Origin of the sequence: Mycobacterium sp. 1423905.2, from assembly GCF_001673155.1 — a bacterium.
Taxonomy (GTDB): domain Bacteria; phylum Actinomycetota; class Actinomycetes; order Mycobacteriales; family Mycobacteriaceae; genus Mycobacterium.
In genome coordinates, this window is the sequence record NZ_LZLE01000005.1 from 20,832 (window position 1) to 34,775 (window position 13,944).

Genomic DNA, 13,944 nt, shown 5'->3' on the forward strand with positions numbered 1-13,944 from the left:
CTCGAGTTGGTTTCGCCTGCGGGTGTCGGGCGATTCGAAACCCCCAGCGTAGACCGCGCGACGCTACCTTGACGCCGTGGACCTACGAGTGAGCCTGCGTGTCGGAATAGCCATGGTTGCCGGGGTGCTCGTTGCTGCTTCGACGCCGACGATGCCCACCGCGACCGCGAATCCCTCCAACATCGCCGGCATGGTGGTGTTCATCGACCCAGGGCACAACGGCGCCAACGACGCCTCCATCGGCCGTCAGGTGCCGACCGGTCGGGGCGGCACCAAGGACTGCCAAGCCAGCGGAACCTCGACCAACAGCGGCTACCAAGAGCACACCTTCACCTGGGACACTGCACTGCGACTGCGCGCCGCGCTGAACGCGCTCGGGGTGCGCACTGCCATGTCCCGCGGCAACGACAACGCCCTGGGTCCGTGCGTCGACGAACGCGCCAACATGGCCAACGCGCTGCACCCCAACGCCATCGTCAGCTTGCACGGCGACGGCGGGCCGGCTTCGGGCCGCGGTTTCCACGTCAACTATTCCTCGCCGCCGCTGAATGCCGCGCAGTCCGGGCCGTCGGTGCAGTTCGCGCGCGTCATGCGCGACCAGCTGCAGGCATCGGGCATTCCGCCGGCCAACTACATCGGACAAAGCGGCCTCTACGGCCGCTCGGACCTGGCCGGCCTCAACCTGGCGCAGTACCCGTCGGTCCTGGTGGAGCTGGGCAACATGAAGAACCCCGCCGACTCGGCGCTGATGGAATCGGCCGAAGGCCGGCAGAAATACGCCGACGCGCTGACCCGCGGCGTGGCGGGGTTCCTGGCCACCCAGGGCCAAGCGCGCTAGCTAGCGCTCCAACTCCGACTTCAGGTTCGCCAGCACTTCGCCCTGGATCCGCTTGAGCCCTAGCGGGGCAAACGTCTTCTCGAAGAACCCCTTGACCCCGCCCGCACCAGTCCAGGTCGTCTTCACCGTGACGCTGGAACCCGGTCCGGCCGGCGCCACCGTCCAGTTGGTGACCAACGACGAGTTGGTGTCCTTCTCGATGACGGTATGCCCGGCGACGTCGACGTTGACCTGCACGTCGCGCACCCGGGACTTGGTCGCCTGCAGCCGCCACTTGGCGACCGTGCCTTGCCCCTTACCGCCCTGCAGCACTTGGTAGTCGCTGTATTGCCGGGAGAGGATCTTCGGGCGAACAGTCTGGTAATCGGCCACCGCATCGAGCACGGCTGCGGGGTCGGCGTCGATCAGAATCGTGCTGGCAGCGCTCACTTGTCCCATCGTCGAGCACCTCCTCAGTGGTAGTCGCGGCAGCGCCCGCGCGCAGATGCAGGGGCCCTAGTCGAGGACTAGGGTATATGTGATGCCTGTCCCGGGATCCGCACTGTCTACCTACATGTCCGGCGTCGAGCGACTGCTGGCCAGTTATCGATCCATCCCCGCGACAGCACCCGTGCGCCTCGCCAAGCCCACCTCCAATCTGTTTCGCGCGCGCGCCAAAACCCGTGCGCCCGGCCTAGATACATCCGGACTGACCGGGGTCATCAGCGTCGACCCCGACGCGCGCACCGCCGACGTCGCCGGCATGTGCACCTACGAGACCCTGGTGGCCGCGACTTTGCGATACGGCCTGTCGCCCCTGGTGGTTCCGCAATTGCGGACGATCACCCTCGGCGGCGCGGTCACCGGCTTGGGCATCGAGTCGGCGTCGTTTCGCAACGGCCTGCCGCACGAATCGGTGCTGGAGATGGACATCCTCACCGGCGCAGGCGAATTGCTGACCGCGTCACCCGATCAGCACCCCGACTTGTATCGCACCTTCCCCAATTCCTATGGCACGCTGGGGTATTCGACGCGACTGCGGATCGAGCTGGAGCCGATCGCACCGTTTGTGGCGCTGCGGCACATCCGATTCCATTCGTTGGACGCGATGCTGGCGGCCATGGAAGGCATCGTCGAAACTCGCGGCCTCGATGGTGTGCCGGTGGATTATCTGGACGCCGTGGTGTTCAGCGCCGAGGAAAGCTACCTGAGCGTGGGCAGACGGACCACCACGCCCGGCCCGGTCAGCGACTACACCGGAAAAGACATCTACTACCGGTCGATTCAGCACCCAAGCGGCGTCAAGGAAGACCGGATGACCATCAACGACTACTTCTGGCGGTGGGACACCGACTGGTTCTGGTGCTCACGGGCCTTCGGCGCGCAGAATCCCCGGCTGCGGCGCTGGTGGCCGCGCCGCTTCCGGCGTAGCAGCGTGTACTGGAAGTTCATCAGCCTCGATCAGCGGTTCGGAATCGGTGACCGGGTCGAACGCCGCAACGGTCGCCCGCCGCGCGAGCGGGTGGTGCAAGATGTCGAGGTCCCCGCCGAACGGGCCGGTGAGTTCCTGGATTGGTTCCTCGGGTCGGTGCCGATCGCACCGATTTGGTTGTGCCCGTTGCGTCTTCGCGACCACGACGGCTGGCCGCTGTACCCGATCCGGCCCGATCACACCTATGTCAACATCGGTTTCTGGTCGTCGGTCCCGGCCGGCGATACCGAAGGCGAGACCAACCGCGCGATCGAGCGGAAGGTCAGCGAGCTCGACGGGCACAAATCGCTGTACTCCGACGCGTTCTACACCCGCGAAGAATTCGCCGAGCTCTACGGCGGCGAGTCTTACAACACCGTGAAGAAAACCTACGACCCCGATTCGCGTCTCCTTGATCTCTATGCAAAGGCGGTGCAACGACAATGACGACGGTCAAAGAACCCCACCCGGCACGCTCGATCGGCGGCCGACTGAGCATGGCCGAGGTCCTGGCGGTGTTCACCGCCGGCGGCCAGCAGCCGCTGAGGTTCACCGCCTACGACGGCAGCACCGCCGGCCCTGATGACGCCGTCCTGGGTCTGGACCTGCGCACCCCGCGCGGCGCCACCTACCTGGCCACCGCGCCCGGCGAACTCGGCATCGCCCGCGCTTACGTGTCGGGCGACCTGCAGTTACACGGTGTGCATCCCGGCGACCCGTACGAACTGCTCAAAGCTCTGACCAACAAGGTCCAGTTCAAGCGGCCGTCGTTGCGGACGCTGGCCAACGTGGTGCGTTCCATCGGAGTCGAGCACCTGTTGCCGGTCGCCCCGCCGCCACAGGAGACACCACCGCGCTGGCGGCGCATCGCCGACGGCCTGATGCACAGCAAATCCCGGGACGCCGAGGCCATCCATCACCACTACGACGTGTCCAACACCTTCTACGAGTGGGTGCTGGGGCCGTCGATGACCTACACCTGCGCGGTCTATCCCGACGCCGACACCACGTTGGAACAGGCCCAGGACAACAAGTACCGGCTGATCTTCGAAAAGCTGCGGCTACAGCGGGGTGACCGGTTGCTCGACGTCGGGTGTGGCTGGGGCGGCATGGTCCGCTACGCCGCGCGCCAGGGGGTTCGGGTCATCGGTGCCACCCTGTCGGCCGAGCAAGCCAAGTGGGCGCAGCAGGCGATTGACGAGGAGGGGCTCGGCGAACTGGCGCGGGTACGCCATTGCGACTACCGCGACGTGGCCGAGTCCGGCTTCGACGCGGTGTCCTCGATCGGGCTCACCGAGCACATCGGCGTCAAGAACTATCCCGCCTACTTCGGCTTCCTCAGGTCCAAGCTGCGGACCGGTGGTCTGCTGCTCAACCACTGCATCACCCGCCACGACAACAAGTCGACCTCGTTCGCCGGCGGGTTCACCGATCGCTACGTGTTTCCCGACGGCGAGCTGACCGGCTCCGGCCGGATCATCACCGAGATCCAGGACGCTGGGCTCGAGGTGCTGCACGAGGAGAACTTCCGCCATCACTACGCGATGACGCTGCGCGACTGGTGCCACAACCTGGTCGCGCATTGGGACGAGGCGGTGGCCGAAGTCGGCTTGCCCACCGCGAAGGTGTGGGGCATGTACATGGCCGCGTCGCGGGTGGCGTTCGAGCAGAACAACTTGCAGTTGCACCACGTGCTGGCGACCAAGGTGGACACCTGGGGGCACGACGACTTGCCGCTGCGCCCCTGGTGGACGCCGTAAACGGCTCAGACGTTGTCGATGCGACGAGCGCCCAATTCGTGTTGCAGTAACTCGAGCGCGACCTCTTCAGGGTCACGGCGAGGCGCCGACGTATCGGTCTGGCCGGCTTCGGCAAGCATGCTTTCCTCTTCGTCCCGCTGAGCGGAGATCACCTCGGGCGGGGGCTCTGGCGCCTTGGTCGCCGCTACGCTCGGCGTCGGCTCTGGTGCGCCGGTCTCGCACCGTACCCGCCAGTTGACGCCCAACGCGTCCTTGAGCGCCTCGGCGATGACGTCGGCGTTGCGCTGCTCGCACAGCCGCCGGGCCAGGGGCGCGGAGTCATGGCTCAAGACCAGGGTGTTGTCCTCGAGTGCGCGCACGGTGGCGCCGGCCAGCATCACCTCGGTGGTACGGCTGCGCTGACGGACTTTTTCGCGCACGGTCGGCCACATGCTGCGCACTGCGGCGGCGTTGAGTTCTCCGGGTGCACCCGCCGGTTCGGGGGCCGGCTTGGGTGCCGGTTCGGACACCGGCTTGGGTGCCGCCTCGGGCACCGGCTTAGGTGCCGGCGGCGCCGCCGCGGCCGGAGGCGGAGCTTGGGGCTCGGCCGGCGGTGCCGGCTTGGCTCGCCGGACCGGCGGCGCGGGCGTGGCGGCTGGTGCCGCGGCGGCCTGCCCGGCCGGCAGCGACATGTCCAGCCGGGTCTCGATGCGTTCCACCCGCTGCAGCAGCGCCGACTCGGCGTCGCTGGCCGAGGGCAGCAGCAGCCTGGCGCACACGACCTCCAGCAGCAGCCGCGGCGCCGTCGCGCCGCGCATCTCGCCCAAGCCGGCCTGCACCACCTCGGCGTAGCGGGTCAGGGTGGCCGGCCCGATGCGAGTGGCTTGTTCGCGCATTCGTTCCAGGACGTCCTCGGGCGCATCGACCACACCGCGCGTCGCCGCGTCGGGGACGGCCTGAAGCAGGATCAGGTCACGGAAGCGCTCCAACAGGTCGGTGGCGAAGCGGCGCGGGTCGTGCCCGGCGTCGATCACCGACTCGACGGCCCCGAACAGGGCAGCGGCATCACCGGCGGCCAGCGCGTCGACCGCGTCGTCGATCAGGGCGACGTCCGTGGCACCCAGCAGCCCCAGCGCCCGCGGATAGGTCACATGCCTGTTCTCGGCGCCGGCTACCAACTGGTCCAGCACCGACAGCGTGTCTCGGGGAGAACCTCCACCGGCACGGATGACCAGCGGATACACCGCGTCGTCGACCACCACGCCTTCTTGGGCGCAGATCTGCCCGATCAACGCCCGCATGGTCTTCGGCGGCAACAGCCGGAACGGGTAGTGGTGGGTGCGCGACCGGATGGTCGGCAGCACCTTCTCCGGTTCAGTGGTGGCGAAGATGAAGATGAGGTGCTCGGGTGGCTCCTCGACAATCTTGAGCAGCGCGTTGAACCCGGCCGTGGTCACCATGTGCGCCTCGTCGACGATGAACACCCGGTACCGCGACTGGGCCGGCGCGTAGAACGCGCGATCGCGTAGCTCGCGGGTGTCGTCCACGCCGCCGTGACTGGCGGCGTCGAGTTCGACCACGTCGATGCTGCCCGGCGCGTTGGGGGCCAAGGCCTGGCAGGACTCGCAATCACCACACGGCGACGCCGTGGGCCCCTGGGCGCAGTTCAGCGAGCGCGCCAGGATCCGCGCCGAGGACGTCTTGCCGCAGCCGCGGGGGCCGCTGAACAGGTAGGCGTGGTTGATCCGGCCCGCTTCCAAGGCGATGGACAACGGCTCGGTGACGTGTTCCTGCCCCACCACTTCGGCGAAAGTCGCGGGTCGATACTTGCGGTACAGAGCCACGTCAGCAGGTTACCGGCGCGCTATGACGACATTCTGGGCCCAGGCGTCGAGGGTGCATCAGCGGCTTTCACCCTGCGCACAGGGCGGGATGGTGCGCGATTTCCCGCCGCCTGCGCACACCGGAAGCAGCCAACGCACCCCCGAAGGGCTCACCTGGCCGGCGCCAGGTTGAGCAGTGACTCGGTCGCCGCCAGCAACGCGCACGTCGCGAGTCCGTCGACCGCATTACGCAGATCCGGGAGCGACGGGAACGTCGGCGCTATGCGGATGTTCGTGTCGTCGGGGTCCTTGCGGTACGGGAACGACGCGCCCGCCTCGGTGACCGCTATCCCGGCGTCCTTGGCCAGCGCGACGGTCCGCCGCGCGGTGCCGGGCAGCACGTCAAGGCTGATGAAGTAACCGCCTTTGGGCTCGGTCCAGGAGGCGATCTTCGACTCGCCGAGCCGGTCGTTGAGGATCTCGAGCGCCAACGCGAACTTGGGCGCCAACATCTGCTGGTGACGCAGCATGTGCAGCCGCACCCCGTCCGCGTCGCCGAAGAAGCGCAGGTGCCGAAGCTGGTTGACCTTGTCCGGACCGATCGACTTCTTCCCGGCGTATTGCAGATACCAGGCGATATTGCCCAGCGAGCCGCCGAAGAAGCTGACGCCGGCCCCGGCGAAGGTGATCTTCGAGGTGGAGGCGAACACGTACGGCCGGTTGGCGTTGCCCGCCTTGGCGGCCAGTCCCAACACGTCGACCTGACGGATGAATTCGTGGGTCAGGGTGTGCACGGCATAGGCGTTGTCCCAGAAGAGACGGAAGTCGGGGGCCGCGGTGTGCATCTGCACCAGCCGGCGCACCGTCTCCCAGGAGTAGGTGACGCCGGTGGGGTTGCCGAAGACAGGCACCGTCCACATGCCCTTGACGGCGGGGTCGTTTTCGACGAGCTCTTCGATGAGGCCGACGTCGGGACCGTCGTCGAGCATCGGCACGGGGATCATCTCCACGCCCATGGTCTCGGTGATGGCGAAGTGCCGGTCGTACCCGGGAACGGGGCACAGGAACTTGACGGTCGGCTCGTCTTTCCACGGCCGCGGCGAGTCCACGCCGCCGTACAACATGGAGAAGGCGACGACGTCGTGCATCATCTCCAAGCTGGAGTTGTTGCCCGCGATCAGGTTCTGCACCGGGATGCCCAGCAGTTCACCAAAGATGCCGCGCAACGCGGGCAGGCCGTGCGAGCCGCCGTAGTTGCGGGTGTCGACGCCCTCTGGGTCGCGGAAGTCCTCCCCGGGCAGGCTCAACAGCTGGTTGGACAGGTCGAGCTGCTCGGGGGCGGGTTTGCCGCGGGTCAGGTCCAGGCTCAGCTTTTTGGACTGCAGCTCCGCATATGCCTGCTGATGCTTTTCATGCAGCGCGGAGAGGTCTTCGGGGCTGAGGGAATCAAACGACACCATGCGGCCCTTTCGCCGTCGAGTGGTTGCAAGCACTGGTTCGGCTGTCCCCGAACTGAGGGGACCCCGCGCACCCGACAGAGCCCGTTGACCCTTGCTGCCTTCCGGCCCTGGGGGAGTTCACAGGATAGACGCCGCGCGGGGTCCATGGTGAGTGTAATACCTGTGCGGACACACTCGGCGGCCACCGCAAGACACTAGGGCTTCACTGAGCGGCTACCATGACCACGGAGGATTCGCCTAGTGGCCTATGGCGCTCGCCTGGAACGCGGGTTGGGTTAATAGCCCTCGCGGGTTCAAATCCCGCATCCTCCGCTGTACGTTCTGCCTTTTAGGAGGGGTATGGGGCGCAAGGTTGCCATGCTGTTGCACGCGTCAGTCTCCGTTGGCGCCGGCGTCCTCTTCTTTTACTTCGTGCTTCCCCGTTGGCCAGAGCTGATGGGCGACACGTCGCACAAGTTGGGCACGGCGCTGCGTGTGACGACGGGCGTGCTGATCGGCTTGGCCGCGCTGCCGGTGCTGTTCACGCTGTTGCGCACCCGCAGGCCCGAGCTCGGCACGCCGAAGTTGGCGCTCACGCTGCGCACCTGGTCGATCGTGGGCCATGTCCTGGCCGGGGTGCTGATTGCCGGCACGGCCATCAGCGAGATATGGCTAAACGTGGACACCTTCGGGCGGTGGCTGTTCGCCATCTACGGGGCCGCTGCGGCGATCGCCGTGCTCGGGTTCTTCGCGTTCTACCTGTCCTTCATCGCCGAACTGCCGCCACCGCCGCCGAAACCGCTGAAGCCCAAGAAGGAGAAAGAGCGGCGCGTGCGGCGCCAGAAGAAGGGCGCCGAAGCGACCGACGACCTCGACGAAGATGAAGAAGTCGAGGGCGACGAAGCCGAGTCTGAAGAAGCCGAGCCGCAAGAAGCCGAGACCCAAGAAGCCCAGACCCAAGAAGCCCAAGTGGCCGAGCCGGCCGAAACGGTCGCGGAGTCCGACGCGCAGGAGCCCACCCCTACAGCGCCCACGGTGAAAGCCGCCGCTGCTGAAGAAGAAAGACCGAAGCCGGACGCCGCAGAGACGGTCGAAGCTCCCGCCGCCGAAGACGAACCCAGAGCTGGACTACGCAATCGCCGCCCGAGCGGCAAGACGTCGCACCGGCGCCGCCGCACACGCGGCGGGGTCGCCGTCGACGAATAGTCGCCTCATCGGCGCCGCAGCCGCTCTAGGTAGTCGGCGATGCCCTGGCGTGTCTCTTCAGCACCCCACAACGTGCGCACCTCACGATCGATCTGCTCGCCCGCGCGGATGCGGTCCAGGGCGGGCGCACGCAGTTGCGCTTTGGTGTGGCGATAGGCCGCGGCGGGAATCTCACCGAGATCGGCCGCCTCGGTGATGGCCGCCTCGGTCAACTCGTCCTCAGCGACCACCCGGTGCGCCAAGCCCCTGGCCACGGCCTCGGCGCGACGATAAGTCCGGCCGCCGAGCAGGACTTCTTCCGCGTGCGCGCCGCACGCGTAGCGCATCACTTCCAGCGCAGCCACCGGGAAGGACACGCCGACCCGCACCTCCGAGGCGCCGATCTGAGCCTCGGGGCTGATCAGCCGCCAATCGCAGGCGCAGGCCAGCACGCAGCCGCCGGCGATTGCGGCGCCGTTGATCGCGGCCACGGTGGGGCCGGGATAGCCGAACACCGCCTCGAACGCCGCAGACAGCGCCGGGACCAGTTGGTCGGTGTAGCCGGATCCCCCTTGGGTCACCCGGTTCAGATCAACTCCCGCGCAGAACACGCGACCGGCGCCGGTCACGACGAGCGGGCCGCCGAAGTTTTCAGCCAGCTCGTGCACGGCTTCGGTCAGCTCACCCAACAACTCGACGTCGAGGGCGTTGACGCGCCCCGACGACATGGTCACCACGCGCGCGGATGGCGCTTCCTCGATGTCGATCACAGTGACAAACTCTCCCACTACACGAGGATCACCGGAATGTCGGTGTTCTCGTCGGTGTAGAAGCTGGCGCAGACCCGGTGATAGCCGTCGGCGATCTGCAGCGGGATGCCGGTCGCGAAGTTCCCGCGCACCAACAGTATTGGCGACAACGGCTGCCCCTTCTTGATCTTCGACAAGTCCTCGGCCACGTGCGCGTTCTTCTTGGGCAGCAAGGTGAGCTGCGCCGCCCGCAGAATGTCTTTCGCCTTCTTGTGGGTGACCGTCCCGGCCCGCAGTTTTTTCGTCAACTTCGCGACCGTGGCCGAATCCGCAAGCAGGTCAAGGTAATCAGCGGCAGCCGGATAATCGTGCGCTTCAGGGGCTGCCAACCACTTCACCTGCGCCATCACCGGGCTCCTTTTCTGATGTCGCCTTTTCCGTGTCGACTCCGACGCAACGATAATTGGGATCGGTAGCGATTCAACGCCTCTGTACTTGCTCCCATGACGACGCCAACGGGGCGGCGTATGAGGGAAGGAAGTTCAGTGAAGCGTGTTATCGCGGTTGCGATCGGCAGCCTTGCTTGCGCGTCGGCCCTGGTGGGCTGCTCGAGTGGCGGTCACTCGGCCGGCTCGACGGCCAGTGTCTCCAACGGCAATGGCGGCACCCAGGTCCAGGTGGGCGGCACCGACCTCCCCGGCCTCAACCCGGCCTCGGTGACCTGCGTGAAGCAGGGCGGCAAGATCGACATCGGCAGCGGTTCCACGGGTGGTCAACAGCAGGCGCTTGCGGTCGTGATGACCGACGAGGCCACGCCCCGAGTCGAGTCGCTGGCGTTGGTGGTGGATGGCAACGCGCTGTCCGTCAGCGACGCCATGGGCGCCAAGGTCGGCTCGGCCAAGGTCGCGGTCGACGGCAAAACCTACACCATCACCGGGCAGGCCCAGGGCGCCGACATGAAGAACCCCATGGCCGGCATGATCACCAAGGACTTCAACATCAAGGTGACGTGCGGCTGATGGTGTCCTCTACCGGGCGGCGGGCGTGCCAGGCACGTCCGCCGCTGCGGATTGCCCCCACGGTCGCCCGGGCACGGACTTATGATGCAGCCGTGTCGATCGTCGACGAACTCGACCGCGCACAGCAGTTGGCCTTCGCCGCCTACGAGAACGCGGCGCAGGACTTGCTGCTGTCGCTGATACCGGAGATCGAGCGGCTCGACCGAGACGACCTGATACTGGAAGTTTTTGCCCAGCTAGGGGCGATTTACCTGGTCCGCGGGGCCATCGACGCAGTGCCCGATCGGATCCAGCGCATCCGCGACTGCCTGTCTATCTACCAGGGTGTGCTGGCCGGCACTATGCCGGAGGCGGCCAGCCAGGTCCGGATGTCGGAAACCGAGATCGCGCACATGATCTGTCGATACTCACGGCGCGCGCACTTTCTGCAGACCGGCCTGGCGGCGGCGCTCGGCGACCACGAGGGCGCCGCGGCGGCGCTGGCGCAGTTGGATGACCGAAGCGATGCCTTTCCCGACCTCGCCGACGAGCATGCCTACCTGCGCACCTACGCCCGCATCTGGTGCGCCGAGGCCCTCTGCGACGATGACCTGCACGTGCGGTCGGTGCCGTTGTGGTCGGACGTGGTCGAGGCACTTAACGGCCCTGGCGCGACCAGTCAGCGAGCCGACTTTCTGTGGGTTGCCGGCGCCACTGGCTACGCCCGGTTCTGCGTGGAAACGGGACGGCTGGCAGAGGCCGAACCCTGGCTTCGGCGCGCCGACGCCCGCGCACAAGCCAATGGTTGGGAATTGGCCTCCGCCAGGACGCAATTGGAGCGCGCCGCGGCGGCGTGGACCGCGAACGATCACGAAAGCACCGAGCGGCTGATTGCACAGGCCTATCCGGTCATCGCGAAATACGCCCGCGCGCACGACGTTGCCCGCTGCTGGTTGTATGCCGGCCTCACTCGCGTCGGGGCTGGTGCGCTGCAGGCGGCCGACGAATGTTGGGAACATGCCGAGCGGTATTGGCGGGAACTGGGCAAGCCCCTGCATCTTTATCGAATCCTGCTGCAGCGCAGTTGGATCGCGATATTCTGGGGACGCTTCGCTGGGGCGGTGGAGTTGATCGCGCAGGCGCGCGAGCTACTCGACTCGTCACCGCGCAGTAACTGGCTGCAATATGCCCGCCTGGACAGTCACTTGGGTACGGTGTGGCGCGCGGATGCGTTGACCGATCTCGGGTTTGACGGAGCCGGAGACCCCGACGATTCCTTGCAGGAAGTGGAAGCGCGCCACGCCGAATCCCTTGGCATATTGACCGGCGAGATCGGCACCCCGGAGTACCGGCGGGCGATGACCAAACTCGAGCAGGCCGCCGAACTCAAGGTGCCCGCCGCGCTAGCCGTCGACTCGGTACGGTATTCGATCACCGATGCCGAGGCGCGATCGCGGTGGGCGACCCATGTTTCAGCGCCCATCCTGGCCAGTGCCTTTGCGGTCGCCTGGGAGTGGGAGAACACCGAACTGATCAGCGAACTCGTCGAATACCATAGTGCTAGAGGCACTTTCAGCGCCGACAGTTACCGCGACGGATCCGGCCAGACGGGCGAATGGACCTCCACCGCCGCCGCGCCGGCAATCCTCGACACCGCCACCGATACGGCACCGGAGCTGGCCACCGCCGCAGCCGGGCCGACGCTCCGGGACGCCGGCTCGCTGACGCGGCTGGGCCCGCTACCGCCGTTGCGGATGCAACCCGACGCTTCGCCGATCTTGAGCCACTATCGGGCGCTGGCCCTGCAGCGCTACGGCCGTGATGTCACCGCGGCCGAGCCGGCCTGGTCCACTTGGCCGTGACCGAACCCGACCGACTGACCCTGGTGTTGCGATTCGCCGACGTCGGCATCGCCACCTACGCCAGCCTGCGGATCGTTGGCCAGCCGTCGCGGACGGTCGCGTGGGTGATTGAAGAACCAATTCTATTGGCCGCATTAGAAGAACTAGCCGATGCACTGCCCGAACCGCGGAACGCCGAGAGCCGGCGCGAGGCCATCGGGCGCGCGCTGCGACACGGTCGGTTCGCGTCGCCGGAGTCCGAATTGACCCTCGCATACATCCTGGGGGTGTTGCTGATCGGTGTATCGGGCTGGCGGCTGCTGACCGAGTGCATCGCGTTTCCTCGCCCGGTGCTGTTCGTCTCGCCCAGCGCCCGACTCGCGCGGGTGCCCTGGGGCTTGCTCGCGCTGCCGAAATCTGGCCCCACCAAGGAAGAACTCGTACAGGCCCGGCACTCCGCGATCACCGCCAGCGGCCGAGCGCCGGCGCGAATCCCGTGGCAGCTGGCCGACATCAAGGACCACACCGACGGTTTCCGGCTGATGGAAGTGGCCGACGTCTTCTGGGCCGTGCCGCAGAACATCGTGCACGCGCCGCGCACGCCCGCCATTTGGCACACCCGGCACGACGGGCCGCCGCTGCTCGTATTGGACCCACGAGTGCCCGGCCAGCGGCCGGATTCTCCACTTGGTTCGGTACTCGGCAGGCCGTCAGACCAAACACCGCTGGCGCGCCACTTCACGCAGTTGTTGCACCGCCGCGCAGTACAGCCACAGGTCACGGCCGCGGTCGAGTTGTTCCGCCGTCCCGACGCCGACCGCAGGTGGCTGGCCGAACTACTGGCCCGACAGCCGAGTCGCATGCTGTATGTCGGGCACGCCAGTTCCGCGGACGAAACAGGCCAGGCACACCGCGCCGCCCTGCACTTCGCCTGCACCGCCGACTGCCCCGGAGATGCCGAGCCCATCGGCAACCACCGTCCGTTGACCGCCGCGGACCTGATGGCCCTGCGGCTGCCGATGCCACCGCGGGTCGCGCTGATCGCCTGCGCCTCCGGTGGTGACTACCAATTCGACGAGGCGACGGGTCTGGTGGCCGCCATGATCCTCGGTGGCGCGCAGCTGGTGACCGCCACACTATGGTCCCTGCCCACCACCGCGGCATATCGCCAATTCGGAACCGGCACAACCGAAGACACCGATCCGATGGCTGAGGTGGTCGCGGCCGTGGACGAAGCACATGAGGCCGCGGAGGCCGGTTACGCGGTGAACCGGTGGCAGCGGGCACAGATGCGGCGCTGGCGGGACGGAACCGTCACCGCCAGCCCGCTGTATTGGGGTGCACTGGCCACCTTCGCCGTCGACGGTGCGCGCTGAGCATCAGGTGAGAACCAACCCCGACGCGCGCACCGCCAGCACATCGTCAGGCAACGAAAGGTGTTCGCGTTCCTCGGGGTTGAATGCCACCAGCACCACCAGACCGGGACGCAGCGCCCCAACGTCCGGGTCCGATTCGCCGCGCACCAGCCGACCGATGAAGGTGTCACCGTGGACGCTGGACACCTCGATCCACACTTGCTGCGGCCCGGTGTCGGTCTGCGCTGAATCATCGTCGACCTCGCGCACGGTGCCGACGCCGACGATCCGTTCGGCGGGTGGCAGCGAGCGCTCGCCGCAGCGACTGATGACGAATATGGTGACCCCGGCCAGCGCGACGCTGAGAATTGCGATCCACAACTCGTGGAATGCGAGGTACAGGACGGTGGTTGCGATCAGGGCGATCTCGGCTCCGAAGGCCAGCAGCTTGGATTTGTTCATGGCATCAGGCTGCTATGCCCGGCGGGCTACCGAACCCAACTTTTCTGATGGCCCCTCGTTCACCG

At 67.0% G+C, this 13,944-nt stretch carries 13 protein-coding genes, 1 tRNA gene and 1 other RNA gene; 8 read left to right on the top strand and 7 right to left on the bottom strand.

The genetic code is table 11. The features are described from left to right. Positions 1-76 precede the first annotated feature (76 nt). Positions 77-838: an Rv3717 family N-acetylmuramoyl-L-alanine amidase gene (locus A9W95_RS00285; protein WP_216638115.1), complete on the top strand. Its 762-nt coding sequence runs from the start codon at positions 77-79 to the stop codon at positions 836-838. Here the strand turns inward: A9W95_RS00285 and A9W95_RS00290 are convergent, their stop codons facing one another. Then, positions 839-1,276 carry an SRPBCC family protein gene (locus A9W95_RS00290; protein ID WP_067408574.1) on the bottom strand — a complete coding sequence of 146 codons (438 nt, stop codon included), beginning with the start codon at positions 1,274-1,276 and terminating at the stop codon, positions 839-841. An 82-nt stretch (positions 1,277-1,358) separates the two neighbouring features. On the opposite strand from A9W95_RS00290, the gene A9W95_RS00295 reads away from it, so the two are divergent. Together A9W95_RS00295 and A9W95_RS00300 are read left to right on the top strand one after the other, a co-directional pair. Continuing rightward, positions 1,359-2,735 carry an FAD-binding oxidoreductase gene (locus A9W95_RS00295; RefSeq protein WP_156745918.1) on the top strand — a complete coding sequence of 459 codons (1,377 nt, stop codon included), beginning with the start codon at positions 1,359-1,361 and terminating at the stop codon, positions 2,733-2,735. After that, positions 2,732-4,048 carry a class I SAM-dependent methyltransferase gene (locus tag A9W95_RS00300; protein WP_216638116.1) on the top strand — a complete coding sequence of 439 codons (1,317 nt, stop codon included), beginning with the start codon at positions 2,732-2,734 and terminating at the stop codon, positions 4,046-4,048. The genes A9W95_RS00295 and A9W95_RS00300 overlap by 4 nt, the downstream gene beginning before the upstream one ends. A gap of 5 nt (positions 4,049-4,053) precedes the next feature. Here A9W95_RS00300 and A9W95_RS00305 read toward each other — a convergent pair whose 3' ends face one another. The 3 genes from A9W95_RS00305 to ffs form a co-directional block, all read right to left on the bottom strand. Beyond that, positions 4,054-5,871, bottom strand: a complete 1,818-nt coding sequence (locus tag A9W95_RS00305) for a DNA polymerase III subunits gamma/tau (protein ID WP_067408578.1) — start codon at positions 5,869-5,871, stop codon at positions 4,054-4,056. 149 nt (positions 5,872-6,020) lie between these two features. Further along, the gene (locus A9W95_RS00310) at positions 6,021-7,307 is read right to left on the bottom strand and encodes an aminotransferase class I/II-fold pyridoxal phosphate-dependent enzyme (RefSeq protein WP_156745919.1); all 1,287 of its coding nucleotides are present in this window, start codon (positions 7,305-7,307) and stop codon (positions 6,021-6,023) included. Between the two features lie 55 nt (positions 7,308-7,362). Continuing rightward, positions 7,363-7,457: signal recognition particle sRNA small type (gene ffs, locus A9W95_RS00315), an RNA gene on the bottom strand. A 79-nt stretch (positions 7,458-7,536) separates the two neighbouring features. Here ffs and A9W95_RS00320 point away from each other — a divergent pair. Continuing rightward, a tRNA-Ser gene (locus tag A9W95_RS00320) sits at positions 7,537-7,622 on the top strand. A 27-nt stretch (positions 7,623-7,649) separates the two neighbouring features. Beyond that, positions 7,650-8,495: a hypothetical protein gene (locus A9W95_RS00325; protein WP_067408582.1), complete on the top strand. Its 846-nt coding sequence runs from the start codon at positions 7,650-7,652 to the stop codon at positions 8,493-8,495. A gap of 5 nt (positions 8,496-8,500) precedes the next feature. Here A9W95_RS00325 and A9W95_RS00330 read toward each other — a convergent pair whose 3' ends face one another. Next, positions 8,501-9,262, bottom strand: coding sequence for an enoyl-CoA hydratase/isomerase family protein (locus A9W95_RS00330; RefSeq protein WP_253851508.1), 762 nt, complete (start codon positions 9,260-9,262; stop codon positions 8,501-8,503). Further along, entirely contained in the window at positions 9,262-9,630 is a 369-nt protein-coding gene (locus A9W95_RS00335) for a hypothetical protein (protein ID WP_067408584.1), read from the bottom strand. Before A9W95_RS00335 ends, A9W95_RS00330 begins: the two co-directional genes overlap by 1 nt. 162 nt (positions 9,631-9,792) lie before the next feature. Here A9W95_RS00335 and A9W95_RS00340 point away from each other — a divergent pair, with 162 nt between their 5' ends. From A9W95_RS00340 to A9W95_RS00350, 3 genes are all read left to right on the top strand, one after another. Continuing rightward, positions 9,793-10,242: a lipoprotein LpqH gene (locus A9W95_RS00340; RefSeq protein WP_371328003.1), complete on the top strand. Its 450-nt coding sequence runs from the start codon at positions 9,793-9,795 to the stop codon at positions 10,240-10,242. Positions 10,243-10,334: 92 nt separating this feature from the next. Then, on the top strand, positions 10,335-12,083 hold the full coding sequence (locus A9W95_RS00345) for a hypothetical protein (protein ID WP_067408588.1): 1,749 nt from the start codon (positions 10,335-10,337) through the stop codon (positions 12,081-12,083). After that, entirely contained in the window at positions 12,074-13,438 is a 1,365-nt protein-coding gene (locus A9W95_RS00350) for a CHAT domain-containing protein (RefSeq protein ID WP_371328002.1), read from the top strand. The genes A9W95_RS00345 and A9W95_RS00350 overlap by 10 nt, the downstream gene beginning before the upstream one ends. A 3-nt stretch (positions 13,439-13,441) precedes the next feature. Here A9W95_RS00350 and A9W95_RS00355 read toward each other — a convergent pair whose 3' ends face one another. Further along, on the bottom strand, positions 13,442-13,864 hold the full coding sequence (locus A9W95_RS00355) for a hypothetical protein (protein ID WP_371328004.1): 423 nt from the start codon (positions 13,862-13,864) through the stop codon (positions 13,442-13,444). Between the last annotated feature and the right edge of the window lie 80 nt (positions 13,865-13,944).